At 65.8% G+C, this 24,463-nt stretch carries 18 protein-coding genes; 11 read left to right on the top strand and 7 right to left on the bottom strand.

All coding sequences use genetic code 11. The features are described 5' to 3' along the window. Nucleotides 1-76: 76 nt before the first annotated feature. Together ACW4E8_RS05390 and ACW4E8_RS05385 are read right to left on the bottom strand one after the other, a co-directional pair. On the bottom strand, nucleotides 77-1,042 hold the full coding sequence (locus tag ACW4E8_RS05390; RefSeq protein ID WP_456803570.1) for a TRAP transporter substrate-binding protein: 966 nt from the start codon (nucleotides 1,040-1,042) through the stop codon (nucleotides 77-79). Between the two features lie 128 nt (nucleotides 1,043-1,170). Then, nucleotides 1,171-2,535 carry an amidase gene (locus tag ACW4E8_RS05385; RefSeq protein ID WP_456803569.1) on the bottom strand — a complete coding sequence of 455 codons (1,365 nt, stop codon included), beginning with the start codon at nucleotides 2,533-2,535 and terminating at the stop codon, nucleotides 1,171-1,173. Nucleotides 2,536-2,795: 260 nt separating this feature from the next. Here ACW4E8_RS05385 and ACW4E8_RS05380 point away from each other — a divergent pair, with 260 nt between their 5' ends. From ACW4E8_RS05380 to ACW4E8_RS05365, 4 genes are all read left to right on the top strand, one after another. Further along, nucleotides 2,796-3,389 (top strand): winged helix DNA-binding protein, encoded by a 594-nt coding sequence (locus ACW4E8_RS05380; RefSeq protein ID WP_456803568.1) that lies wholly within the window; start codon nucleotides 2,796-2,798, stop codon nucleotides 3,387-3,389. Nucleotides 3,390-3,579: 190 nt separating this feature from the next. After that, a complete protein-coding gene (purL, locus tag ACW4E8_RS05375) occupies nucleotides 3,580-7,626 on the top strand; it encodes a phosphoribosylformylglycinamidine synthase (RefSeq protein ID WP_456803567.1) in 4,047 nt (1,348 codons plus the stop codon). Between the two features lie 253 nt (nucleotides 7,627-7,879). Continuing rightward, entirely contained in the window at nucleotides 7,880-9,280 is a 1,401-nt protein-coding gene (locus ACW4E8_RS05370) for a purine-cytosine permease family protein (RefSeq protein ID WP_456803566.1), read from the top strand. Then, nucleotides 9,277-10,053 (top strand): creatininase family protein, encoded by a 777-nt coding sequence (locus tag ACW4E8_RS05365; protein WP_456803565.1) that lies wholly within the window; start codon nucleotides 9,277-9,279, stop codon nucleotides 10,051-10,053. Before ACW4E8_RS05370 ends, ACW4E8_RS05365 begins: the two co-directional genes overlap by 4 nt. A 350-nt stretch (nucleotides 10,054-10,403) precedes the next feature. On the opposite strand, the gene ACW4E8_RS05360 is transcribed toward ACW4E8_RS05365, so the two are convergent. The 5 genes from ACW4E8_RS05360 to ACW4E8_RS05340 all read right to left on the bottom strand — a co-directional run bounded on the left by ACW4E8_RS05360 (nucleotide 10,404) and on the right by ACW4E8_RS05340 (nucleotide 14,289). Beyond that, on the bottom strand, nucleotides 10,404-11,198 hold the full coding sequence (locus tag ACW4E8_RS05360) for a peptidylprolyl isomerase (protein WP_035820217.1): 795 nt from the start codon (nucleotides 11,196-11,198) through the stop codon (nucleotides 10,404-10,406). A gap of 4 nt (nucleotides 11,199-11,202) precedes the next feature. Then, nucleotides 11,203-11,517 (bottom strand): BolA family protein, encoded by a 315-nt coding sequence (locus ACW4E8_RS05355; RefSeq protein ID WP_456803564.1) that lies wholly within the window; start codon nucleotides 11,515-11,517, stop codon nucleotides 11,203-11,205. 41 nt (nucleotides 11,518-11,558) lie between these two features. Then, nucleotides 11,559-12,098, bottom strand: coding sequence for a septation protein A (locus ACW4E8_RS05350; protein ID WP_456803563.1), 540 nt, complete (start codon nucleotides 12,096-12,098; stop codon nucleotides 11,559-11,561). Nucleotides 12,099-12,136: 38 nt separating this feature from the next. Continuing rightward, the gene (gene msrB / locus ACW4E8_RS05345; protein WP_114134677.1) at nucleotides 12,137-12,601 is read right to left on the bottom strand and encodes a peptide-methionine (R)-S-oxide reductase MsrB; all 465 of its coding nucleotides are present in this window, start codon (nucleotides 12,599-12,601) and stop codon (nucleotides 12,137-12,139) included. 116 nt (nucleotides 12,602-12,717) lie between these two features. After that, nucleotides 12,718-14,289 carry a protein adenylyltransferase SelO gene (locus ACW4E8_RS05340; protein WP_456803562.1) on the bottom strand — a complete coding sequence of 524 codons (1,572 nt, stop codon included), beginning with the start codon at nucleotides 14,287-14,289 and terminating at the stop codon, nucleotides 12,718-12,720. Between the two features lie 457 nt (nucleotides 14,290-14,746). On the opposite strand from ACW4E8_RS05340, the gene ACW4E8_RS05335 reads away from it, so the two are divergent. From ACW4E8_RS05335 to ACW4E8_RS05305, 7 genes are all read left to right on the top strand, one after another. Continuing rightward, nucleotides 14,747-16,372: a 3-(methylthio)propionyl-CoA ligase gene (locus ACW4E8_RS05335; RefSeq protein ID WP_456803561.1), complete on the top strand. Its 1,626-nt coding sequence runs from the start codon at nucleotides 14,747-14,749 to the stop codon at nucleotides 16,370-16,372. Nucleotides 16,373-16,512: 140 nt separating this feature from the next. Further along, nucleotides 16,513-17,763, top strand: a complete 1,251-nt coding sequence (locus ACW4E8_RS05330; RefSeq protein ID WP_456803560.1) for a branched-chain amino acid ABC transporter substrate-binding protein — start codon at nucleotides 16,513-16,515, stop codon at nucleotides 17,761-17,763. Nucleotides 17,764-17,953: 190 nt separating this feature from the next. Beyond that, nucleotides 17,954-18,901: a branched-chain amino acid ABC transporter permease gene (locus ACW4E8_RS05325; protein ID WP_340530791.1), complete on the top strand. Its 948-nt coding sequence runs from the start codon at nucleotides 17,954-17,956 to the stop codon at nucleotides 18,899-18,901. 4 nt (nucleotides 18,902-18,905) lie between these two features. After that, the gene (locus tag ACW4E8_RS05320; RefSeq protein ID WP_456803559.1) at nucleotides 18,906-20,219 is read left to right on the top strand and encodes a branched-chain amino acid ABC transporter permease; all 1,314 of its coding nucleotides are present in this window, start codon (nucleotides 18,906-18,908) and stop codon (nucleotides 20,217-20,219) included. After that, nucleotides 20,216-20,989 carry an ABC transporter ATP-binding protein gene (locus tag ACW4E8_RS05315; RefSeq protein WP_456803558.1) on the top strand — a complete coding sequence of 258 codons (774 nt, stop codon included), beginning with the start codon at nucleotides 20,216-20,218 and terminating at the stop codon, nucleotides 20,987-20,989. Before ACW4E8_RS05320 ends, ACW4E8_RS05315 begins: the two co-directional genes overlap by 4 nt. Beyond that, nucleotides 20,989-21,702 (top strand): ABC transporter ATP-binding protein, encoded by a 714-nt coding sequence (locus tag ACW4E8_RS05310; protein WP_340530798.1) that lies wholly within the window; start codon nucleotides 20,989-20,991, stop codon nucleotides 21,700-21,702. The genes ACW4E8_RS05315 and ACW4E8_RS05310 overlap by 1 nt, the downstream gene beginning before the upstream one ends. Nucleotides 21,703-22,173: 471 nt before the next feature. Beyond that, entirely contained in the window at nucleotides 22,174-24,444 is a 2,271-nt protein-coding gene (locus tag ACW4E8_RS05305) for a TonB-dependent receptor (RefSeq protein ID WP_456803557.1), read from the top strand. Nucleotides 24,445-24,463: the final 19 nt, after the last annotated feature.

The following is a 24,463-nucleotide window of genomic DNA, read 5'->3' as shown; positions in this document are numbered from 1 at the left end:
GGAGGGAAGGGGCTCCCCGCCATGCCAGCCTGCGCGGCAAGGGCGGGGAGTTCATGGAGGCGGGCAGGCCCGCAGCCTACTTGCGGTAGGCGTCCAGGATGGCCTTGCCGTCCTCGCCCGCGCCCTTGGCCCAGTCATCCACCATGGTCTGGCCCACCTTCTGCATGTCGGACTTGAGCTGCGGCGAAGGCGGCTGCACCGTCATGCCGTTGCGCGACAAGGTCGCCAGGTACTCCTTGGTCTTCTGCTCCGACACCTGCCAGCCGCGCTTCTCGGCATCGGCGACGGCCTTGAGCAGGGCGTCCTGGGTCGGCTTGTCCAGCGCCGCGAAGGCCTTCTTGCTGACCACCAGCATGTTCTTGGGCAGCCAGGCATCGACGGCATAGAAGTACTTCACGCTCTCCCACACCTTGGTGTCGACGCCGGTGGCGCCAGACGACATGAAGGAGTTGACGGTGCCGGTGGCCAGCGCCTGCGCCAGGTCGGCGGCCTGGATGGTCACCGGCTGGGCGCTTACCAGCTCGGCGATGCGCGAGGTGGCAGGGTTGTACGCGCGCCATTTCAGGCCCTTCATGTCCGCAGCCGAATTGATCGGCTTGTTGGCATAGATGCCCTGCGGCGGCCAGGCCACCGCGTACAGCAGCTTCAGCCCTTGCTTGTCGAGCACCTTCTCGGTGACCGGGCGCGAGGCCTGCCACAGCCTGTAGGCATCGGCATAGCTGGTGGCCAGGAATGGCACCGCATCGACGCCGAACACCGGGTTCTCATTGGCCAGCAGGGACATCAGGATCTCGCCCATCTGCACCTGGCCGGTCTGCACGCCCCGCTTGATCTCGTTGGCCTTGAGCAGCGATCCGTTGGGGTGCAGCACGATCTTGAGCTTGCCGCCGGTGGCCTTGTCCACTTCGCTGGCCATCAGTTGCAGGTTTTCGGTGTGCAGGTTGGCGACCGGATAGCCGGTCGGCAGGTCCCACTTGGTGTCCGCCTGTGCCGCCACGGCGGCCAGCATCAGGGCTGCCGCAACGATTGCCTTGACTCGCATCTCGATCTCTCCTGGTGTGCGCGCGGGGGCGCGGTTGTACAGCGGGTTGCGTACTACCTGGTGCCGTGCGCATGCTCCCGGTTGGGGGGGCGTGCGTCCGGCGCAAGATCAACGGCGCGGCGGCGGGCTCAGTCGTCGCGCTGTGACGGTTGCACGATGCGTTCCAACGCAAGGGCCGTGCCCAGCAGGTCGGCGTCGCGCATCGGGCCGTGCGACAGCATCAGGCCCACGGGCAGCTCGTCCGGCGCGTGGCAGGGCATCGAGATCGAGCAACCGTCAAGGAAATTGAAGGCCGAGGTATTGCGCAGCAGCAGGGCATTGACGCGGAAGAACTGCGCATCATCGGTGCGCAGCGGCGCAATCTCGGGCGCGACCATCGGCACGGTCGGGCAGACCACGGCGTCGAAGCGGGCCAGGCGCGCTTCCATGCGGGCGATCCAGTCCAGCCGGGCGCGGCCCAGGTCGATGTAGTCGGCGGCACTGATATTGGCGCCGCGGTCGATGCGCGAGGCCACGCGCGGGTCGTACAGGTCGCGCCGGGCGGCCAGCAGGTGGCGGTGGATCGCAAAGGCTTCGGCCGAGCTGAAGCCGCCCTGGGCGTTCAGGCCCGCCAACTCGCCGAGCTCGGGCAGGTCGACATGCTCCAGTTGCACGCCGGCGGCCGAGAGCCGGCCCAGCGCGCGGTCAAAGGCGCGCGCCACCACCGGGTCCAGGTCGTCCAGCAGGATCTGGCGCGGGATCGCCAGCCGCGTGGCGGCGGGGTTGGTGACGCGCGGGATCACCGCGCTGTCGGCGATCACGCTGTCCACGGCAATGCAGTCGCTGACCATGCGCGCCATCGCACAGGCGGTATCCAGCGTGTAGGAAAGCGGAAAGGCCCCCGTCAGCGGCACGCGCCGCGTGGTGGGCTTGAAGCCGGTGATGCCGCACAGCGCGGCGGGGATGCGGATGGAGCCGCCGGTGTCGCTGCCAAGCGCCGCGACCGCCAGCCCCAGCGCCACCGAAACGGCCGCACCCGACGACGAGCCGCCCGGGATGCGTGCCACGCCATCCGTGCCGGCCGGATTGACCGGCGTGCCATAGTGGGGATTGATGCCCACGCCCGAGAACGCGAACTCCGTCATGTTGGTGCGCCCGACCAGGGCTGCCCCTGCGGCGCGCAGGCGGGCCACCACGGTGGCGTCCGCCGTGGCCGGCGCGGCATCCTTGCGCACCAGCGAGGCCGCGCTGGTCACTTCACCGGCCACGTCGTAAAGGTCCTTGACCGAAACCGGCAGCCCCGCCAGCGGATGCAGCGCCTTGCCGGCGCGGCCGGCGGCATCGGCTGCGCGCGCGACCTGGGCCGCGGCCTCGAAGGTGCTGTGCAGGAACACGGCCTCGGCAGCCGGTGTGGCGGCAAGCGCGGCCGCCTGCTCGATGATCTGCGCACGGCTGGTGGCGCCGTCGCGCAGGCGGGTGTTCAGGGTGTCGAGGTCGGGAAGCATGGATGGCATGGGGTCTGCAAACGGGGTGCGAGGGCGGGGCGGGCACCGCCATGGTGGCGGCCGCCTGCCAGCACGGGGGAGGGCGCGGTGTACAGGCGCAGGGCCAGTCGTGGCCGGCGTCCTCCCTCATGCTTTACCTGTATTTATTAGGTGTTCATGCTCATAATTCGCCAATAAACTGTCAAGCTAAAATTGCCGGGGTGCGCTCCGGGCTTATACCTAGCACCACTAGTCCGCCAGCGCCGCCCCCATCGAAAGGAGTCTCCCGCATGCCACGCAAGCCAGCCGAGAGCGGGCACACCACCGCCGCCGTGGCCGATGCCCCGGCGGCAAGGCCGGCCACCGCGCTGTCGCGCGCGGCCGGGGCCAATATCGTGTCGTCCTCGCACCTGGTGTCGGTGCGCAGCCCCGAGCTGTCCGAGTTCGAGTTCGGGCTGAACACCGCCTACAACGCCTACAGCCGCTGGGTGGTGCGCTGCATGGGCGCGGCCGGCGTGCGCGACCTGACCTTCCTGGACGTGCTGGTGCTGCATCACGTGAACCATCGCGGCCGGCCCAAGCGGCTGGCCGATATCTGCTTCGTGCTGAACGTGGAAGACACGCACCTGGTGACCTACGCATTGAAGAAGCTGCAGGGGCTGGGGCTGGTGAGCGGGGAGCGGGTCGGCAAGGAGGCCACTTATTCGACCACCCCGGCCGGCACCGAGGCCTGCGCGCGCTACCGCGAGATCCGCGAACAATGCCTGACCAGCAACTTCACCGAAGGCAGCGAAGAGAATGCCGAGATCGGCGAACTCGCCCGGCTGATGCGGGTGCTGACCGGCCTGTACGAGCAGGCCGCGCGCTCGGCGACGTCACTCTGAGCCGTCCATTCGGTGAAAGTGACGCATAAGTATTATCAGGATAGGCCGTAACACGGCCCCGCCGTGATGTCGCGGTGCAAAATCCGGGTGCCGGCAAGGTACAATAGCGGTTTCCCGCCAGTCGGCACCCCATGCAGCGGTGCCGGCTAAGCAGCAGCCCCTACCTCACCGCCTCCCGACCGCTACGATCATGGCGCATTTCTCATGCTTCCCCGGCGCTTTGGCGCTTTCCGCCTTCCGTCAGCAACGCCTGCTCACCGCCCTGCGGCAGATCGACGCCGATATTGAATCGGTGCATGGCCAGTTCCTGCACTTTGTTGATGCACAGACGCCGCTGTCGGCCGAAGAGCAGTCCCGCGTGGCGGCGCTGCTGACCTACGGCGCGCCATTCGCCGAGCCGTCCGACGGCGACCGCTTCGTGGTGATCCCGCGCTTCGGCACGATCTCGCCGTGGGCCAGCAAGGCCACCGACATCGCCCATAACTGCGGCCTCACGCATATCCACCGCATCGAGCGCGGCATCGAGATCACCGTGATCTGCAAGAAGGGCCTGCTGCGCGGGCGCAAGACGCTGGACGCGGACTCCCGCGCCGCCGTCGCCGCGCACCTGTTCGACCGCATGACCGAGACCGTGGTTGCCTCGCGTGACGATGCGGCCGGACTGTTCCAGGAACTGCCGGCCAAGCCGCTGCGCTTTATCGACATCTCGGCCGGGCGCAGCGCGCTGGCCGCGGCCAACGTCGAGATGGGCCTGGCGCTGTCCGAGGACGAGATCGACTACCTGGTCGACGCCTACGGCAAGCTGGAGCGCAACCCGACCGACGTCGAGCTGATGATGTTCGCGCAGGCCAACAGCGAGCACTGCCGCCACAAGATCTTCAACGCCACCTGGACCATCGACGGCGTGCAGCAGGACAAGTCGCTGTTCGCGATGATCCGCAATACGCACCAGCTCAATCCGCAGGGCTCGATCGTGGCCTATTCGGACAACTCGGCGGTGATGGAAGGCGACGTGGCCGAGCGCTGGTTCCCGCGCGGTGACGACCACAAGTACGGCCGCCACGAGGCGCTGACGCACACGCTGATGAAGGTGGAAACGCACAACCACCCGACCGCGATCTCGCCGTTCCCGGGTGCCTCCACCGGCGCCGGCGGTGAAATCCGCGACGAGGGCGCCACCGGCCGCGGCGCCAAGCCCAAGGCCGGCCTGACCGGCTTCACGGTGTCCAACCTGATGCTGCCCGATGCCGTCGAATCCTGGGAAAACGACCGCGACGCCGCCCAGCCGGTGGCGCACCGCAACCCCGACGACAAGCCCGGCGTGACCGGCAAGCCGGACCGCATCGCCTCGCCGCTGCAGATCATGATCGACGGCCCGCTCGGCGGCGCCGCCTTCAACAACGAGTTCGGCCGCGCCAACCTGGGCGGCTACTTCCGCGTCTACGAGCAGAACGTGGGCGGCACCGTGCGCGGCTACCACAAGCCGATCATGATCGCCGGCGGTATCGGCAGTATCGACGCCGCGCACACGCACAAGAACCCGCTGCCGGCCGGCACGCTGCTGATCCAGCTGGGCGGCCCGGGCATGCGCATCGGCATGGGCGGCGGCGCCGCCAGCTCGATGGCGACCGGTACCAACACCGCCGACCTGGACTTCGATTCGGTCCAGCGCGGCAACCCCGAGATGGAGCGCCGCGCGCAGGAAGTGATCAACGCCTGCTGGCAGCTCGGCGACGCCAACCCGATCCTGTCGATCCACGACGTCGGCGCGGGCGGCATCTCCAACGCTTTCCCGGAACTGGTGGACGGCGCCGACCGCGGCGCGCGCTTCGACCTGCGCCAGGTGCACCTGGAAGAGTCCGGCCTGTCGCCGGCCGAGATCTGGTGCAACGAGTCGCAGGAGCGGTACGTCCTGGCCATCGCGCCGGACAGCTTCCCGCAGTTCCAGGCCATGTGCCAGCGCGAGCGCTCGCCGTTCGCGGTGGTCGGCATCGCCACCGAAGAAAAGCAGCTGCAACTGGTCGACGCCAATGTCGATGCCGCGCTCAAGGAACACTACACCGTCAACATGCCGATGGACGTGCTGCTGGGCAAGCCGCCGCGCATGCACCGCGACGTCAAGCGCGTGGAAGAGGCGCTGCCGGCCGTTGACGTCACCGGCATCAGCCTGGAGCAGGCCGTGCACGACGTGCTGCGCCACCCGACCGTGGCCAGCAAGTCGTTCCTGATCAGCATTGGCGACCGCACCGTGGGCGGCATGAACGCGCGCGACCAGATGGTCGGCCCGTGGCAGGTGCCGGTGGCCGACGTGGCCGTGACCACGCTCGATTACAAGGGCAACGCCGGCGAGGCCATGACCATGGGCGAGCGCACCCCGCTGGCCGTGATCAACGCGCCGGCCTCCGGCCGCATGGCGATCGGCGAGGCGCTGACCAACCTGGCGGCGGCGCCGGTCAAGGACCTGGGCAAGGTCAAGCTGTCGGCCAACTGGATGGCGGCCTGCGGCGTGGAAGGCGAGGATGCCAGGCTGTATGACACCGTGCACGCCGTCGGCATGGAGCTATGCCCGGCGCTGGGCATCAGCATCCCGGTCGGCAAGGATTCGCTGTCGATGCGCACCAAGTGGCAGGACGACGGCGTCAACAAGGAAGTGGTGGCGCCGGTGTCGCTGATCATCTCGGCCTTTGCCGCGGTGGACGATGTCAACCGCACGCTGACCCCGCAACTGCGTACCGATGCCGGCGACACCGTGCTGATCGCCGTCGACCTGGGCCGCGGCAAGAACCGCATGGCCGGCAGCATCCTGGCGCAGGTCATGCAGCAGGTCGGCGACAGCGCCCCCGATGTCGACAATGCCGAGGACCTGAAGAACTTCTTCAACGTGATCCAGCGCCTGAACCGCGAAGGCAAGCTGCTGGCCTACCACGACCGTTCCGACGGCGGCTTCATGGCTGCGCTGGCGGAAATGGCCTTTGCCGGCCACTGCGGCATCTCGCTCAACGTCGACATGCTGGCGCTGGACCCGCAGCAGGAACAGGACTACGGCGACGCCAAGAACTGGGCGCAGCAGGTGGCTGAACGCCGCAACGACCAGACCCTGCGCGCGCTGTTCTCGGAAGAGCTGGGCGCAGTGGTGCAGGTGCGCATGGAAGACCGCGACACGGTCTTTGCCGTGCTGCGCGAAGCCGGCCTGTCGGCCTGCAGCCATGTGGTGGGCAAGCCCAACGCGACCGACCAGATCGAGGTCTACCGCGATGCCAAGAAGGTCTTCGGCGCGTCGCGCACCGACCTGCAGCGCAACTGGAGCGAAGTCAGCTGGCGCATCGCGCGCCTGCGCGACAACCCGGCCTGCGCCGACAGCGAATTCGACCGCCTGCTGGACGCCGCCGACCCCGGCATCAGCCCGGTGCTGACCTTTGATGCGGCCGAGGACATCGCCGCGCCGTTCATCGCCACCGGCGCGCGGCCGCGCGTGGCCATCCTGCGCGAGCAGGGCGTCAACTCGCAGATCGAAATGGCGTACAGCATGGACCGCGCCGGCTTCGATACGCACGACGTGCACATGAGCGACCTGATCGCCGGCCGCGCCAACCTGGCCGACTTCAGCGGTTTCGTTGCCTGCGGCGGCTTCAGCTACGGCGACGTGCTGGGTGCGGGCGAGGGCTGGGCCAAGACCATCCTGTTCAACGGGCAGATGGCCGAGCAGTTCGCTGCCTTCTTCAACCGCCAGGACACCTTTGCGCTGGGCGTGTGCAACGGCTGCCAGATGATGAGCAACCTGGCCCCGATCATCCCGGGCGCCGGTGCCTGGCCGCAGTTCACGCGCAACCAGTCGGAGCAGTACGAGGCGCGCTACGTGACCGTGGAAGTGCAGTCCTCGCCGTCGATTTTCTTTGCCGGCATGGAAGGCAGCCGCATCCCGATCGTGGTTGCCCACGGCGAAGGGTTTGCCGACTTCTCGCAGCAGGGCAATATCGACCAGGCCCATGTGGCGCTGCGCTTTGTCGACAACTATGGCGCAGTCACGCAGGCCTATCCGCTCAACCCGAACGGCTCGCCCGACGGCATCACCTCGGTGACGACCGTGGATGGCCGCTTCACCGTGCTGATGCCGCACCCGGAGCGCGTGTTCCGTGCCGCGACCATGAGCTGGGCGCCGGACGCGTGGAAGCAGGTTGCCGACGGCGGCAGCCCGTGGATGCGGATGTTCCGCAATGCGCGGAAGTGGGTGGGGTAAGCATCAGCCCAGGGCCTGCGCCCTTCGTCCCAACCCAGAGCCACCGGCAGCGCCGGTGGCTTTTTAGTTTTTCGGCGATGCAAGCGGCCAAAGCCCGGATGGCGACGGCCATTTCGCTCCGCATCTTGGAATCTTCCGCATTTCCTGCCGCTTTCGCACTGTTACTCTCGCGCTGACTCACGATCGGATGCAGGGCTGGTCCCCTTGCATCCAGGTCGCTCGAACACGGAACGGTTGATTCGGAGATCCCACTATGAATCAGAAGGCGCAGTCGTCCCCGGCAGTCGATGCAGACTATATGTTCACCCCGGTCCCGCCCGATGCGCGCAGGCCGACCTGGAAGCAGGTGATGGTGTGGGTTGGGTTTGGCTACGTTGCCACCGGCTTGTTTATCGGCGGCACCCTGGCCGGGCCGGCGGGCGGAGCGGGCGTTTCCTTCTCCATGGCGTTGCTGGCCATCGCCATCGGCATGGGCATCCTGTTCGTGCTGACGTCGCTGCTGGGCGTCATCGCGCAACGAACCGGGCTGAGCCTGGCGCTGCTGTGCCGCTATGCCTATGGCGCAAAAGGCATGAACCTGCCGATGCTGGCGATGGGGCTGCTGACGCTGGGCTGGTTCTCGGCGATCACGGGCATGGTGGGGGATATCTGGGGAGCCTTTATCGGCAACCCGAGCGGCATCGTGGTGCTCGACCCGGGCCGGATGGGGTACCACATCGCCCCCATTACGCTGGAGGTTTTTACAGCGTGCCTGCTCTGCGGACTGTTGTTCACCGCGACTTCCATGTCCGGCATGAAAGGGCTGGAGCGCCTGGCGGTGCCGGTGGCGCCCGTCATCATGCTGATCGCGGTGCTGGTCGGCATCGGCATGCTGGACGAGGGCGGCGGGCTCGGCAGCTTCATCGGGGCTTCCTCGCAGAAGAGCGGCCTGCCGTTATCGTCGGCCGTCACCATGCTGGTGGGGAGCTGGATTGCGGGAGCCATCATGGGGGGCGACCTGTTCCGCTTCAGCCGGAACGCCCGGGCGGTCTGGCTGGGCTCGGCCGCCTGCTTCTTGCTGACGAATCCGTTGCTCAATATCGTCGGCTATATCGGCACCGTCACCGTCGGCGAATACAACTACGTGTCGTGGATGCTGGAAAAGAGCTTCCTGCTGGCACTGGCGGGCGCAGTCACATGGACCTTGTCGCTATGGACCACCAACGATGCCGAGCTCTATTGCAATGCGCTCTACACGGGTCCCGTGCTGCAGTCCTGCGGCTTCGAAGTCGGCAAGAAGCAGCTCGTCCTGGTGGCAGGCCTTGCCGGCACCGTGCTCGGCGCGCTGGGCTTCTACCAGATGTACTTTTCGCAGTTCATCAACTACCTCGGCATCATGGCGCCGCCGCTGGCCGGCCCGCTGCTGGCGGACTTCTACATCAAGCACAAGGGCCGCTATGACGTTCGCGAACTGAATGCCCAGCCCGCGTTCAACCGGGCGGGCGTGGGTTCGGCGCTGATCGGCATGATGCTGGGACTCGGCCTCGAGCTGAACCAGTGGCTGGTCGCCTGGCCGAACGGCCTGGTGGCGCTGCTGGCCACCGTGCTGCTTTACTTGCTGTTGCATCCGATATTGAGCGCGAAGCCGCGCCCGCTGGCGCAGAGGGCATCATGAAGAAGGTCTTCCTGAATGAATTCTCCACGGCCGAGCTGGAGGCGATGTTCGCCGCCGGCGACATCGACAGTGCGATCACGGTATTCGGCAGTTGCGAAAGCCACGGCGGCCACCTGCCGCTGGGGCCCGACCTGTTCGTTCCCGCCGAAGTGGCCCGGCAGGCCGCGCAACGGCTTGCCCGCACCGTCGTGGTCCCGGGCGTGCCATTCGGCACCTCGATGCATTACAACGCCAATCCCATGGCGATCACGCTCCGCTTTGAGACGGTGACCGCGATCGCGGAGGATATGTTCGAAAGCCTGATTGCCTACGACATCCGGCACATCTTTGTGCTGAACGGCCATGACGGCAATATTGCGCCGCTGGAAATCGCCCAGCGCAAGGTCAAGCAACGCCATCCGGAAGTCGTGTTCGCCTTTATGCCTGCCTGGTGGTACGTGGTCGGCAACCTGCTCGGGGACGACTTCTTCGCAGAATGGAACGGACTGGGGCATGGCGGCGAAGGCGAAACCTCCATCACCATGGCGGTGCGCCCGGAATTATGTGACCTGAGCAAGGCAGTGCGCCAGATGCCCGATGACAGCATCCGCCTTGGCGAGCGCGTGCAGATCATGTGGGATATCGCTGAAGTTTCAGCGACCGGCGCCACCGGCGATCCTACGCGGGCCAGCGCGGAGAAGGGCAGCAAGATGCTCGACGCCCTGGTGGGGCTGGTCGTGGGCAGTATCAGGCAGCTCGACGACGAAGGGTGGCGTTACGATCGCCGCCAGTGAAGGCCGATTCAAGCCGGAACCGGCGGGAGCAACCGCGAACTCCACGACGCATACGCATAAGTCAGCATCCGCCCGGCTTCAAAACCAGGGGGCGGCCTGATCTCGCCGCGAGCCTCCTTGTACGCCACCACGGCGTGCAGGATCTTCTCGGGCGCGTAACGGTCACGCAAGGGGAGATAGGGGTGGAGCTGGCGCCAGCCGGGGGCGGCGCCGTCCAGGGTCGCCCAGGCCAGTGCGCAATAGCACATGCCCCGGGACGAGAGATGCCAGAGTTGCCAGTAACGGCCAGTCGACTCCACGCGCTGCATCCTTGAATCTTACAGGACCGGCGGGGGCGACCGGACCGTGCCTTACTGGATCTTGGCCTTGTCCTTCAGTGACTTCATCATGGCCTGGAACTGCTCGCGCTGCCAGTTCTGGTCCCCCATCAGCATTTGCGTCAGCTGCGGCTTGACCTCTTCGAACGACGGGATCTTGGCGTCGCGCACGTCGACCAGTTCGATGATATGCCAGCCGAACTGGGTCTTGACCGGGGTATCGGTCAGCTGGCCCTTCTTCAGGCCGGTCATGGCAGCCGAGAACTCAGGCACGTAGCTGCTGCTGTTGGCCCAGTCCAGGTCGCCGCCGTTGGCTGCCGAGCCCGGGTCCTTGGACGAGGCCTTCGCCATGTCCTCGAACTTGGCGCCGCCCTTGATCTTGGCGATGATCGCCTTGGCGTCGGCTTCCTTTTCCACCAGGATATGGCGGGCGTGGTATTCCTTGCCGTTGCCGAACTGCGACTTGATCTTGTCGTACTGCTTGCGCAACTCGGCGTCGCTGGCGCCGTGGGTCTTCACGTAGTCTTCGAACACTGCGCCGGCCAGCACGTTCAGGCGGGCCTGTTCCAGTTGTTCCTGCACGTCATCGCGCTGGGTCAGGCCGCGCTTGTTGGCTTCCTGCGAGAGCAGTTCGCGGTCGATCAGCATGTTGCGGGCGCGCGAGCGCAGCTCCGGGTTGTCGGGCTGGCCGGTGCCGGCGATCAACTTGTCCAGCTTTGCCGATGAAATGGCCTTGCCATTCACGACGGCGGCATTCTGGGCGATGGCCGGCAGGCTGCCGGCAGCAAGCACAGCCGCCAGGCTGAACGAGAGGACGGTGGTCTTCATGGAATCAGGTCTGAGAGTTGCTGGAAGATGCGCGTGATTGAACGCGCGATTGGTACTCTTGGTCGGTGAACGCAGTCACGGCCAGTGCGTGGATCTGCGCGGGGAACAGACCGCGCAGCGCATCATACACCATGCGGTGTCGCGCAACCCGGCTGTGACCCGTAAAGCGCTCGCTGACGATTGTCACGTCGTAATGTCCGCCGCCGGATGCGGCGCCGGCATGTCCGGCGTGCAGCGCGCTGTCGTCGCGCACGGCCAGGTGGCTGGGGGCGAGCGCTTCGCGCAGCATCGCCTCGATAGTGGCGGGATCGGCTGCCATCAATGGTTTCCTTCGGTTCGGGGATGCGGGGGGCGGGGGCGTCAGTCCTGGGTGTTCTCGGGCATGTGGCGCGACAGCCAGACACTCTGGGCGACGATGAACACCAGCATCAGCCCCATGCTGCCGAACAGCTTGAAGTTGACCCAGGCCTCAGTCGAGAACTGGTAGGCCACGTACAGGTTCAGCACGCCCATGGCGGCAAAAAAGCCGGCCCAGGCGGCGTTCAGCCGCGCCCACACCGGGTCGGGCAGGGTCACCTGTTTTTCCATCATGGCGCGGATCAGGTTCTTGCGCCAGCCGATCACCGAACCCAGCAGCGCGGCCGCGAACATCCAGTACAGCACGGTCGGCTTCCACTTGATGAAGGTCTCGTTGTGCAGCACCAGCGTGGCACCGCCGAACACCGCGATGATCAGCAGGCTGACCCACTGCATCGGCTCGACCTTGCGGTGGCGGAACCAGACCCAGCCGATCTGCAGCACCGTGGCGCCAATGGCCACGGCGGTGGCGGTGTAGATGTCAGCCAGCTTGAAGGCGGCAAAAAACAGGATGACCGGGAACAGGTCGAACAGGAATTTCATGCGGTACCAGGTTGTGTCCGGCGTCCTAGCCGGAGTGTTCAGCGCTGCGGGTCGCGCCGGGGTTTGTCGCCGCTGCCGGCGGCGTGGGCATCATCCGCCGCACGCTGTGCCGGGTCGCGATCATCGAATTTTAGCGCAGCCGAGTTGATGCAATAGCGCAGGCCGGTCGGGGCGGGGCCATCTTCGAAGACATGGCCGAGATGGCTGCCGCATTCCTTGCAGCGTACCTCCACCCGCGTCATGCCGTGGCTGTGGTCGACGTGCTCGGCAATCACCTCGCCGTTGATGGCGCGGAAATAGCTGGGCCAGCCGCACCCGGCATCGAACTTGGTGGCGGATTCGAACAGCGGCGTGCCGCAGCCCACGCAGTGGTAGATGCCGTTGTCCCAGTGGTCCCAGTAGCGGCCGGTGAACGGGCGCTCGGTGGCGGCCTCGCGGGTCACGCGGAATTCGATGTCGGAGAGTTGTTCACGCCACTCGGCGTCGGTCTTGGTGGTGGTCATGGTTTTGTCCTCGCAGGGCTTCCTCGGATGGGTTCCTCAGTTAAGGCATTGGTCGTGCGAACTCCGCGAACCTTACACCGGCTGGCGCCGGCGTGCAGGGCGCGGATCCCATGGCGTCACGACGAGCAACTGACCTCCAGGCCGGACGCCCAGTCCGGCGGCAGCGCCGCGTAGTGCTCCGCTTCCGGCTGTTCGTCGAAGGGGCGCGACAGCACGGCCAGCAGGCGGTCCACTTCACTGAAGTCCTTCTCGCGTGCGTGCCGGATCGCGGTCTCGGCCAGGTGGTTGCGCAGCACGTACTTGGGGTTGACCGCCAGCATTTCCAGTTCGCGCGCGGCATCGTGCGACTGGTCGGCGCGCAGGCGCACGCGGTAGTCGGCTACCCAGGCATCAAAGGCGGCGCGGTCCAGGAACAGGTCGCGCACCGGCGCGTCGCGCGCGGCATCGGTGGACGAAATGCCGCACAGCTTGCGCCAGAACAGCGTGTAGTCCACGCGCTGGCCGTGCAGCAGCTGGAACAGGCTGGTCAGCAGCGGCTCGTCGCTCTTGTCATCGCCGCCGGCGGGCGGGCGCAGGCCCAGCTTGGCGCGGTAGTGGCGGAAGAATGCTGCGGCATAGCGGTCGCGGAACGGGTCCAGCGCCGCGCGCGCGGCTTCCACGGCGGCGTCGCGCGCGCCTTCCTTGTCGGCATGCTCCGGTCCCAGCCACAGTGGCAGCAGCGCCTGCGCCAGGCAGTGCAGGTTCCAGAACGCCACCTGCGGCTGCTGGCTGTAGGCGTAGCGGCCCTGCGTATCGGAGTGGTTGCAGATGTGGTTGGCGTCGAATGCGTCCAGGAAGCCGAACGGGCCGTAGTCGATGGTCAGGCCCAGGATCGACATATTGTCGGTGTTCATCACGCCGTGGCAGAAGCCCACCGCCTGCCAGTGCGCGATAAGGTCGGCGGTGCGCAGCGAGACCTCGCGCAGCAGCGCCTGGTAGGGCTGGGCGTCGTCGCGGCACGCGGGCATGAAGTTGTCGATGACGAAATCCGCCAGCTTGCGCAGCGCGGCCACGTCGTCGTGCGCGGCGAAATGCTCGAAGTGCCCGAAGCGGATAAAGGTCGGGGCCAGCCTGGTCACCACCGCGGCGGTCTCGATGGTCTCGCGGCGCACCGGCGCGTCCGAGCCCATGATCGACAGCGCGCGCGTGGTCGGCACGCCCAGAGCGGCCATGGCTTCGGAACACAGGTATTCACGGATCGACGAACGCAGCACCGCGCGGCCGTCGGCCATGCGCGAGTAGGGCGTGAGGCCAGCCCCCTTGAGCTGGATTTCCCACGGGCCGGCCTCGGTCTGCGCCTGCGCCAGGCGGATCGCGCGGCCGTCGCCGAGCTGGCCGGCCCAGACCCCGAACTGGTGCCCGGAATAGACGGTGGCGAGCGGGTCGGCCCAGTCCGGCAGCTGGTTGCCGATAAAGGTCTCGATGAAGTCCTGCTGGCTGCCGATGCCGGCATCCCAGCCGAGCAGGGCCGCCGCGGCCGGCGCCACCCCCACCAGGTAGGGTGATGGCAGCGGCGTCGGGCCCAGCCGTGTGAAAAACTGCGCGCCGAGTTCGGCGAAGCCGGGCGCGGTGCGCCAGGGCACGGACAGCGTGGCGGGAGCGGCTGCGTCGGAGGGCTGCGGGGCTTGTGACTGGGGCGTGTCTGGCATCGCTTAAGGGCGCCGGGGCGCAAGGGGGCGGTGCGAAATCCGTGCGGTCATCCGTGTGCCCGCGAACCGCGTAAAAGGCGGTGCAGCGCGGCATGCCGGGGGCACGGAAATGCGATGGTGGCTAGGGAAAACGACATGTTGAGGTGCAACATGCCACGCAGTATTGTACGTCCTCAACGGCACTCGACCGCTCGACCGAGTTAATGCCGCCATGCACCGCACGGTTATTTTCCTCCTTCAGTGCGCACATGAATCCGGTGCATGGACTCCCGCAGAATTGCGGCCCCGAATTCGATGGCAATACCGACGGCAGCCCCGACGGCAATACGCAACGACAGTACGGCAGTGCACAACGAGACCGGCCGGATGCCGATTTGGTGCATGGAAACGACCGCCAAAAAATAGTACGGTTGTTCGTTTTCAGGCGAATTACACAAGACTTTCAGGAGGCAGGTTCATGGCATTGATGGGTCAAATGATGAGCGCGCCGCTGCTCATTTCCTCCATCATCAAACACGCCGCGCGTTACTACGGCAGCACCGAGATCGTCTCGCGGCGCACGGAGGGCGACCTGCATCGCTATACGTACCGCGATTGCGAACTGCGCGCCCGCAAGCTGGCGCAGGCGCTGGGCGCACTGGGCGTGAAGCAGGGCGAGCGCGTCGGCACGCTGGCCTGGAATGGCTACCGCCACCTGGAGATCTACTACGGCGTGTCCGGCATGGGCGCCGTCTGCCATACCGTCAACCCGCGCCTGTTCCCCGAGCAGATTGCCTATATCGTCAACCACGCGGAAGACGGCTACATCTTCTTCGACCTGACCTTCCTGCCACTGGTGGAAGGCGTCGCGCCGCACTGCCCCAACGTCAAGGGCTGGGTGGCGATGACCGACCGCGCGCATATGCCGGCCGAATCCAAGGTGCCGCTGCTGTGCTACGAGGAACTGGTCGAGGCCCAGGACGGCAACTACGAATGGCCGCAGTTCGACGAGAACCAGGCGTCGAGCCTGTGCTACACCTCGGGCACCACCGGCAACCCCAAGGGCGCGCTGTATTCGCACCGCTCGACGGTGCTGCACTCGTATGCGTCGGCCATGCCGGACGCGCTGGGCTGCTCCGCCAGCGACGTGATCCTGCCCGTGGTGCCGATGTTCCACGTCAATGCCTGGGGCCTGCCGTACTCGGTGCCGCTGGTCGGCGCCAAGCTGGTGCTGCCGGGTGCCAAGCTGGACGGGGCTTCGATCTATGAACTGTTCGAGCAGGAGAAGGTGACCTTCTCCGCCGGCGTGCCGACGGTGTGGCTCGGCCTGCTCCAGCACGTGCAATCGAACAAGCTCAAGTTCTCCACCTTCCACCGCACCGTGATCGGCGGCTCGGCCGCGCCGCCGGCGATGATCCGCGCGCTCGAGGCGCTGGGCGTCGAGGTGATCCACGCCTGGGGCATGACCGAGATGTCGCCGCTGGGCACGTCGTGCAAGCTGCTGGCCAGGCACCAGGACCTGTCCGACGCCGAGCGCCACAAGATCCAGGAAAAGCAGGGCCGTGTGATCTTCGGCGTCGACATGAAGATCGTCGATGGCGACGGCAATGAGCTGCCGTGGGACGGCAAGGCCTTCGGCGACCTGATGGTGCGCGGGCCGTGGGTCATCGAGCAGTATTACCGCAATGGCACCAGCCCCCTGGCCGACGGCTGGTTCCCGACCGGCGACGTGGCCACCATCGACGCCGATGGCTTCATGCAGATCACCGACCGCAGCAAGGACGTGATCAAGTCCGGCGGCGAATGGATCTCGTCGATCGATATCGAGAACGTCGCCGCCGCGCACCCCGCGGTGCATATGGCGGCCTGCATCTCGGCCTACCACCCCAAGTGGGATGAACGCCCGCTGCTGGTGGTGGTGAAGAAGCCCGGCGCCGAAGTCACCCGCGAAGAACTACTGCAGTACTTCGACGGCAAGGTCGCCAAGTGGTGGATCCCGGACGACGTGGCCTTTGTCACCGAGATCCCGCTGACCGCCACCGGCAAGATGCAGAAGCTCAAGCTGCGCGAGCAGTTCAAGGACTACAAGCTGCCGACCGCCTGACGCCGGCACGCGCTTTCCGGTGCGCCATGCCTGCTTGCGGCATGGCGTGTTCGGGGCCGACTGCAGGGCGTGGCATGGAGGACGCCGCGCAGCCAGCCAAATTCGACGACAAGCCAACGACAAGAGTGAAGGAGACAGGTATGACCAAAATGCGTCCGCTGGTGGCCGGTGTGGCCGTGTTTGCCGCACTGGGTTCTGCGCTGGTTTCAGGTACCGCACTCGCGGATACGGTGAAGATCGCCTTCATTGACCCGCTATCGGGCCTGATGGCTCCCGTTGGGCAGAACCAGCTCAAGAGCTGGCAGTATGTCGCCGACATCGCCAACCAGAAGAACTGGGCCGGCGCGCACAAGTTTGAGGTGGTGGGTTTCGACAACAAGCTGTCGCCGCAGGAAAGCCTGACCATCCTCAAGCAGGCGGTCGACCAGAACATCCGCTATATCGTGCAGGGCAACGGCTCGTCGGTCGGGCTGGCGCTGCAGGACGCGGTGGCCAAGCACAACGAGCGCAACCCGGGCAAGGAGATCGTCTACCTGAACTACGCCGCGGTGGACCCGGACATGACCAATGCCAAATGCAACTACTGGCATTTCCGGCTCGACGCCAACTCGGACATGAAGATGGAGGCGCTGACCACCTTCCTGGCCAAGGACCCGAACGTCAAGAAGGTCTACCTGATCAACCAGAACTACTCGTTCGGCCACCAGGTGACGCGCGCGGCCAAGGACTACCTGAAGCGCAAGCGCCCGGACATCCAGATCGTGGGTGAAGACCTGCACCCGCTGGCGCAGGTCAAGGACTTTGCCCCGTACGCGGCCAAGATCAAGGCCTCTGGCGCCGATACCGTGATCACCGGCAACTGGGGCAGCGACCTGGCGCTGCTGATCAAGGCGGGCAAGGATGCCGGCCTGACCACCAACTACTACACCTACTACGCCGGCACCACCGGCGTGCCCACGGCGATGGGCGCCACCGGCGCCGAACACGTCAAGTATGTCGGTTACTACAACCCCAACAACAAGGGGTTCAAGGGGGCTGATGTCATCGAGGGCTTCAAGAAGAAGTACAACGACGACTTCTACGTGATGGCCTCCTACACCGGCATTGCCATGCTGTCCAAGGCCTTCAAGGACACCGGCTCGACCGATCCGATCAAGGTCGCCAAGGCGCTCGAGGGCATCAAGGTCGACAGCATGAACGGCACGGTCGAGATGCGCAACTCGGACCACCAGGCGCAGCAGCCGCTGGTGGTCGCCACCTGGACCAAGGTGGATGGCAAGGAAATCAAGTACGACCAGGAAAACACCGGCTACGGCTGGAAGACCAACGCGCTGATGGACCAGTACGTGTCGGCCCAGCCGACCTCCTGCCAGATGAAGCGGCCGAGCTGATCCTGTCCGTGACGGGCCGGCCACGCTGACAAAGTGGCCGCCCGATCCTGCATACTTTCGGTCTTTTTCGGTCGATACCGGGGAGCGTCCGGGGCGGGCATCCGCCCCCGGAGGGGGACGCTCACCCTCAATCCAACCGGACGGATGCCGGCATGCCCACGCATGGCGGCGCCAGCTTGAAGGACACGCTGTGGAATTCTTCGTCATCTCACTGCTGAACGGCATCAGCTACGGGCTGCTGCTGTTCATGCTGTCATCGGGCCTTACGCTGATCTTCAGCATGATGGGCGTGCTCAACTTTGCCCACGCCAGCTTCTACATGCTGGGCGCCTACTTTGCCTACACCATCGCCAGCAAGGTCGGGTTCTGGCCGGCGCTGATCTTCGCGCCGCTGCTGGTGGCCGGCGCGGGCGCGCTGGTGGAGCGCTTCGGCCTGCGCACGGTGCACAAGTACGGCCACGTGGCCGAGCTGCTGTTCACCTTCGGCCTGGCCTACCTGATGGAAGAGGGCGTCAAGCTGGTGTGGGGCCTGGCGGCGGTGCCGTACCGGATTCCCGCGGAGCTGGACGGGCCGCTGTTCACGGTGTTCACCTCGTCCTTCCCCAAGTACCGCGCCTTCATGATGCTGGTGTCGCTGGGCATGCTGGTGGCGATCTACCTGGTGCTGACGCGTACCCGCATCGGGCTGGTGATCCAGGCCGCGCTGACGCACCCGGAAATGGTCGAGGCGCTGGGCCACAACGTGCCGCGCGTGTTCATGATGGTGTTTGGCGGCGGCGCCGCGCTGGCCGGGCTGGCCGGGGTGATCGGCGGCAACGCCTTTATCACCGAGCCGTCGATGGCCGCGGCGGTCGGGTCGATCGTGTTCGTGGTGGCGGTGGTGGGCGGCATGGGATCGCTGGTGGGCGCCTTCATTGCGTCGATCCTGATCGGCGTGCTGCAGACCTTCGCGGTCACCATCGACGCCTCGCTGGCGGGCCTGATGACCAGCCTGGGGCTGGCGGTCAGCGAGGCCACGCCGTTCTATTCCTTGTGGAAGCTCACGGTGGCCCAGGTGGCGCCGGTGCTGCCGTACCTGCTGCTGGTGGTGATGCTGATCTTCCGCCCGCGTGGACTGATGGGAACCCGGGAGAGCTGACACCATGGAGCAAGCGATGCAACAACCCCGCGAGCCGGTGGTGACCGGCCGCACCCTGCGCTACCGCCCGCTGAACCTGGCGCGCTGGATCATCTGGAGCCTGACCGTGCTGGTCATGCTGGTGCTGCCGCTGATCTTCACCGGGGGCTTCGCCATCACGCTGCTGTCGCAGATGGGCATCATGGTCATCTTCGCGCTTTCATACAACATGCTGCTCGGGCAGGCCGGCATGCTGTCGTTCGGCCACGCGGTCTACTCCGGCCTGGGCGCGTTTATCGCCGTGCATGTGCTGAACATGGTCGGGGCGGGCAAGGTCTGGCTGCCGGTGTCGATGCTGCCGCTGGTGGGCGGCCTGGCGGGCGCCTTCTTCGGCGTGATCCTCGGCTACGTCACCACCAAGAAGTCCGGCACCACCTTTGCCATGATCACCATGGGCATCGGCGAGATGGTGTTCGCCAGTTCGCTGATGTTCCCGGAGTTCTTCGGCGGCGAGGGCGGCATCTCCACCAACCGCGTGGTCGGCGACCCGTTCCTGGGCATCACCTTCGGGCCGGGGCGCCAGGTGTACTACCTGATCGCGGCGTGGTGCCTGCTGTCGATGGTGGCGATGTACGCCTGGACGCAGACGCCGCTGGGCCGCATCGCCAACGCCGTGCGCGACAACCCCGAGCGGGTCGAGTTCATCGGCTACAACACCCAGCGCGTGCGCTACCTGGTGCTGATCCTGTCGGCATTCTTCGCGGGTATCGCCGGGGCGCTGGGCGCCATCAACTTCGAGATCGTCTCGGCCGAGAACGTCAGCGCGGTGCGCTCTGGCGGCGTGCTGCTGGCGGTGTTCATCGGCGGCGCGGGCGTGTTCTTCGGGCCCATCATCGGCGCGGTGGTGTTCGTGCTGTTCGCGGTGGCGCTGTCGGACCTGACCAAGGCCTGGCTGCTGTACCTGGGCCTGTTCTTCGTGCTGATGGTGATGTTCGTGCCAGGCGGGCTGGCCAGCCTGCTGCTGATGCAGATGCCGCTGCTGGGCAAGGGCAAGCTGGGCCGCATGCTGCCGTCCTACGCGCGTGCTGGCGGCGCCGGCGTGGTGCTGCTGCTGGCCATGATCCTGACGGTCGAGCTGGTCTACAAGGTGCAGGTCGACAGCGCCAACGGCACCGCGATGTCGCTGTTCGGCGTCGGCTTCGATGCCGCAACCTGGACGCCATGGCTGGTGGCGGCCGCGCTGTGGGCGGCTGGCCTGTTCGCGTGGCGCCTGGCGGCGGCGCGGGTGCGCAGCGCGTGGGACAAGGTACAGATGGAAATCGCAGGAGGCAGGGCATGACAGCGGCACTGGAACTGACCGATGTACGCAAGAAGTTCGGCCAGACGGAGATCATCCGCGGCGTGAACCTGAGCATCCCGAAGGGTGAGCGCCATGCGCTGATCGGGCCCAACGGGGCGGGCAAGTCGACCACCTTCAACCTGATCTCGGGGCGTTTTGCGCCGACCAGCGGCACGGTGCGCCTGAGCGGCGAGGAGATCGGCGGGCTGCAGCCCTTCGTGATCAACCGCATGGGGCTGTCGCGCAGCTTCCAGATCACCAACATCTTCCATCGGCTGTCGGTGTTCGAGAACCTGCGCTGCGCGGTGCTGTGGTCGCTCGGCTACAAGTATTCGTTCTGGCACCGGCTCAAGGGCCTGCGCGACACGCGCGAGCGCGCGGAGGAGGTGCTGGAGCTGATTGGCATGCAGCACCGCCGCGATAGCCAGGCGGGCCTGCTGACCTATGCCGAGCAGCGTGCGCTGGAGATCGGCATCACCATCGCGGGTGGCGCCGAGGTGATCCTGCTGGACGAGCCCACCGCGGGCATGAGCCGCTCCGAGTCCGATCACGCGGTCGAACTGATCCGCAAGGTCACCGTCGGCAAGACGCTGGTGATGGTGGAGCACGACATGAGCGTGGTGTTCGGCCTGGCCGACCGGATCTCGGTGCTGGTCTACGGCGAAGTGATCGCCACGGACACCCCGCAGGCCATCCGCAACAACCGCAAGGTCAAGGAGGCTTACCTGGGCACCACCCTCGACGAAGACGCCACCGAAGGAGCGCACTGATGGGCAAGCGCATGCTGAATGTCAGGGGGCTGCACGCCTACTACGGCAAGAGCCACATCCTCCATGGCGTGGACGCGCATATCGACGAAGGCGAGATCGTCGCGCTGCTGGGCCGCAACGGGGTGGGGCGCTCGACCATGGCGAAGGCCATCCTCGGCATGGTCAAGGCCGAGGGATCGGTGCGGTTTCGCGACGAAGAGATCCTGGGGCGGCGTACCTTCGAAATCGCGCACCTCGGGATTGGCTATGTGCCGGAGAACCGGGACATCTTCCCGACGCTGACGGTGCGGCAGAATTTGCTGCTGGGGGAGAAGCGCAACCCACGGCAGGCCAAGCCGCGCTGGACCGTCGAAGACATGTTCAACATGTTCCCGCGGCTGAAGGAGCGCGAGAACACCTCGGCCGGCGTGCTCTCCGGCGGCGAGCAGCAGATGCTGACGCTGTGCCGCACCCTGATGGGCGACCCCGACCTGGTGCTGATCGACGAACCGACCGAAGGCCTGGCGCCGATGATCGTGGCATTGGTCGGGGACTACCTGAAGACGCTGAAGGAGCGGGGTATTTCCGTGCTGCTGATCGAGCAGAAGCTGGCGATCGCGCTGGACATTTCCCAGCGCGTCTACGTGATGGGGCACGGGCACATCGTGTTCGAAGGCACGCCCGCGGAGCTGAAGGCCAACTCGCAGGTGAGAAAGGAGTGGCTGGAGGTCTGATCCGGCGCTCACCGTGGATATGCGCCGGGTCTGCATCGACCCGGCGCCAAGGCCCAGCCGCGCCCTGCGGCACAGCTTCAGCCGGGCTGAAACATCAGAAGAATCAATAGCTTGTCAGCGCCCTGACAGTGACGGGAAAGCAACGCCGGACGGGCGCTCCCGCAGGCGCCATGCCCGCCCGCTGCTGCTAAGTAGACTAGTCAACAAGCTGCCGTGCATTGTCGAGAAGTGGCTATATTGTCACGTGAAAAGTGGCATATGCAGCCATTTCTGCCATTTCCGGCCGTGGATTCGACATTTTTGATGATTGAATAGGAATGATTCTTGTTTGTGTTTTGATTTCGGCCATCTTATAATCGCCCGCCGTTATGGATGACATGAATCAAAGCTTTCACGCTGCCTGAGCCTGTCTTCATGACCATGCATAGACCGAGTCAAGAAAACTACAAAGCTACAAAGGGAAGGTAGATCGTGAAACAACAACAGGACACGTTTCGGCTGAATCCGCTGGCCGGGGCGCTGGCCGGCGCCGTGGCAGTGTTTGCCATGCAGGGCGCTGCGGCGCAGGAGAGCCAGCCTGCCGCCGCGGCCGGTGCCGGCACCAAGCCCGTGACGCTGCAGAGCGTGACGGTGACAGGGGCGAAGGAGGACGGTTACAAGGTGGATGAGGCCCAGTCGGCCAAGTTCACCGCGCCGCTGCTGGATACCCCCAAGTCCGTCACGGTGGTGCCGGCACAGGTGGTGCAGCAGACCGGCTCCAACTCGCTGCAGGACGCGCTGCGCACCACGCCGGGCATCACCTTCGGCGCCGGCGAAGGCGGCAACCCGATCGGCGACCGTCCGTTTATCCGCGGTTTCGACTCGATGTCGAGCATCTATGTCGACGGCGTGCGCGACACCGCTTCGCAGACCCGCGACACCTTCAATATCGAAAGCATCGAAGTCATCAAGGGCCCGAGCTCGGCCTTTGGCGGCAAGGGCTCGGCCGGCGGCATGATCAATATCGTGTCGAAGCTGCCGACCAGCGAGAACTTCGTGCAGGGCTCGGTGGGCGTGGGCACGGACTCGTATTTCCGCGCCACGGCTGACGGCAACTACGTGCTCAACGACAACACTGCCGTGCGCCTGAATGCGCTGGGGTATACCGCCAACGTGCCCGGCCGCAACGAGGTCGACCAGAACTCCTGGGGCTTCGCGCCGTCCGTGACCTTTGGCCTGAATTCACCCACGCAGGTCACGCTGTCGTACTACCACCTGCAGGGCAACGGCATGCCGGACTACAGCATTCCGTATTCCCGTCCCGCCAGCCAGTCGACCAAGGCCAATCCGTCGCAGCCGGCCAGTGTCGACCGCAACAATTTCTACGGCCTGACCGACCGCGATTTCCAGAAGACGCAGTCCGATATCGCCACGGCCACGGTCAAGCATGACTTCCGCAACGGCCTGGTGTTCAGCAACACCAGCCGCTGGGGCCGCGCCAGCAACGACTACATCGTCACCAACCCTGACGACAGCAAGGGCAACGTGCCGCGCGGCTTTGTCTGGCGCAACACCAAGAGCCGCGATTCGGCGACCGAGACGCTGACCAACCAGACCGACCTGAGCGCCAAGTTCGACACCGGCAGCCTCAAGCACACCGTGCTGTTCGGCTTTGAGTTCAGCCGCGACGATACCAATAACACCCCGTATAACGTCGTCTCGGCCAACCCGGCGGCGGCCGCGGGTATCTGCAACGCGTCGCTGGTGGCCAGCTTCGACTGCGCGCCGCTGGCCAACCCGAACCCGAACGACCCGTGGCGCGGCAATATCACCAAGATGCCCGTCACCACCACCACGACCACCAACACGCAGTCGGTCTACCTGTTCGACACGGTGGAGATCACCAAGCAGTGGCTGGTCAACGGCGGCGTCCGCTACGACAACTACGACACGCACGCCTTCGCCAACGCGTACACCAACCCGAACACCGGCGCGGCCGTGGCGCAGCTGGATGTCCGCAACAAATCGCACTTCTTCAACTACCAGGCGGGCGTGGTCTACAAGCCGGTCGAGTACGGCAGCATCTATGTGTCGTACGGTACTTCGTCGACGCCGCCGGGCTCAACCAATGGCGACGGGGCTGACAACATTACCCTGGCGCAGCGCAACCTGGAGCCAGAAACCTCGCGTTCGGTGGAAATCGGCACCAAGTGGGACCTGCTGGCCCGCCGCCTGTCGCTGACCGGTGCGATCTTCCAGATCGAGAAGAACAATGCACGGGTCGCGGTTGACGCCAACACCACGATCAATGCCGGCAAGCAGCGCGTGAAGGGCTTCGAACTGGGCTTCGCCGGCAGCCTGACCGACAAGTGGGGCGTGTTCGGCGGCTATACCTACCTGAACAGCGAGCTGATCGACAACGGCCCGCAGGCAGTCAACGCGGCCAACAACGGCAACCAGTTCCCCAATACGCCGAAGAACAGCTTCAGCCTGTGGACCACCTACCAGGTGCTGCCGGCGCTGACGGTGGGCGCGGGTGCGTACTATGTCGACAAGGTCTATGCCAACCCGGCCAACTCGCTGTATGTGCCGTCGTACTGGCGCTTTGACCTGATGGGCGCCTACAAGGTGAACAAGAACCTGTCGCTGCAGCTCAATATCCAGAACCTGTTCGACAAGACGTACTACACCAAGGCGCACAACCACTACGGCGCGCTGGGCGCAGGGCGCTTTGGCATGCTGACGGCGAACTTCAGGTTCTGATTGGTACTGCGGCGGGAGT

This window comes from Cupriavidus sp. CP313 (assembly GCF_054072015.1).
The sequence above is the reverse complement of the archived record's forward strand: the minus strand, read 5'-3'. Positions and strand labels throughout refer to the sequence as shown.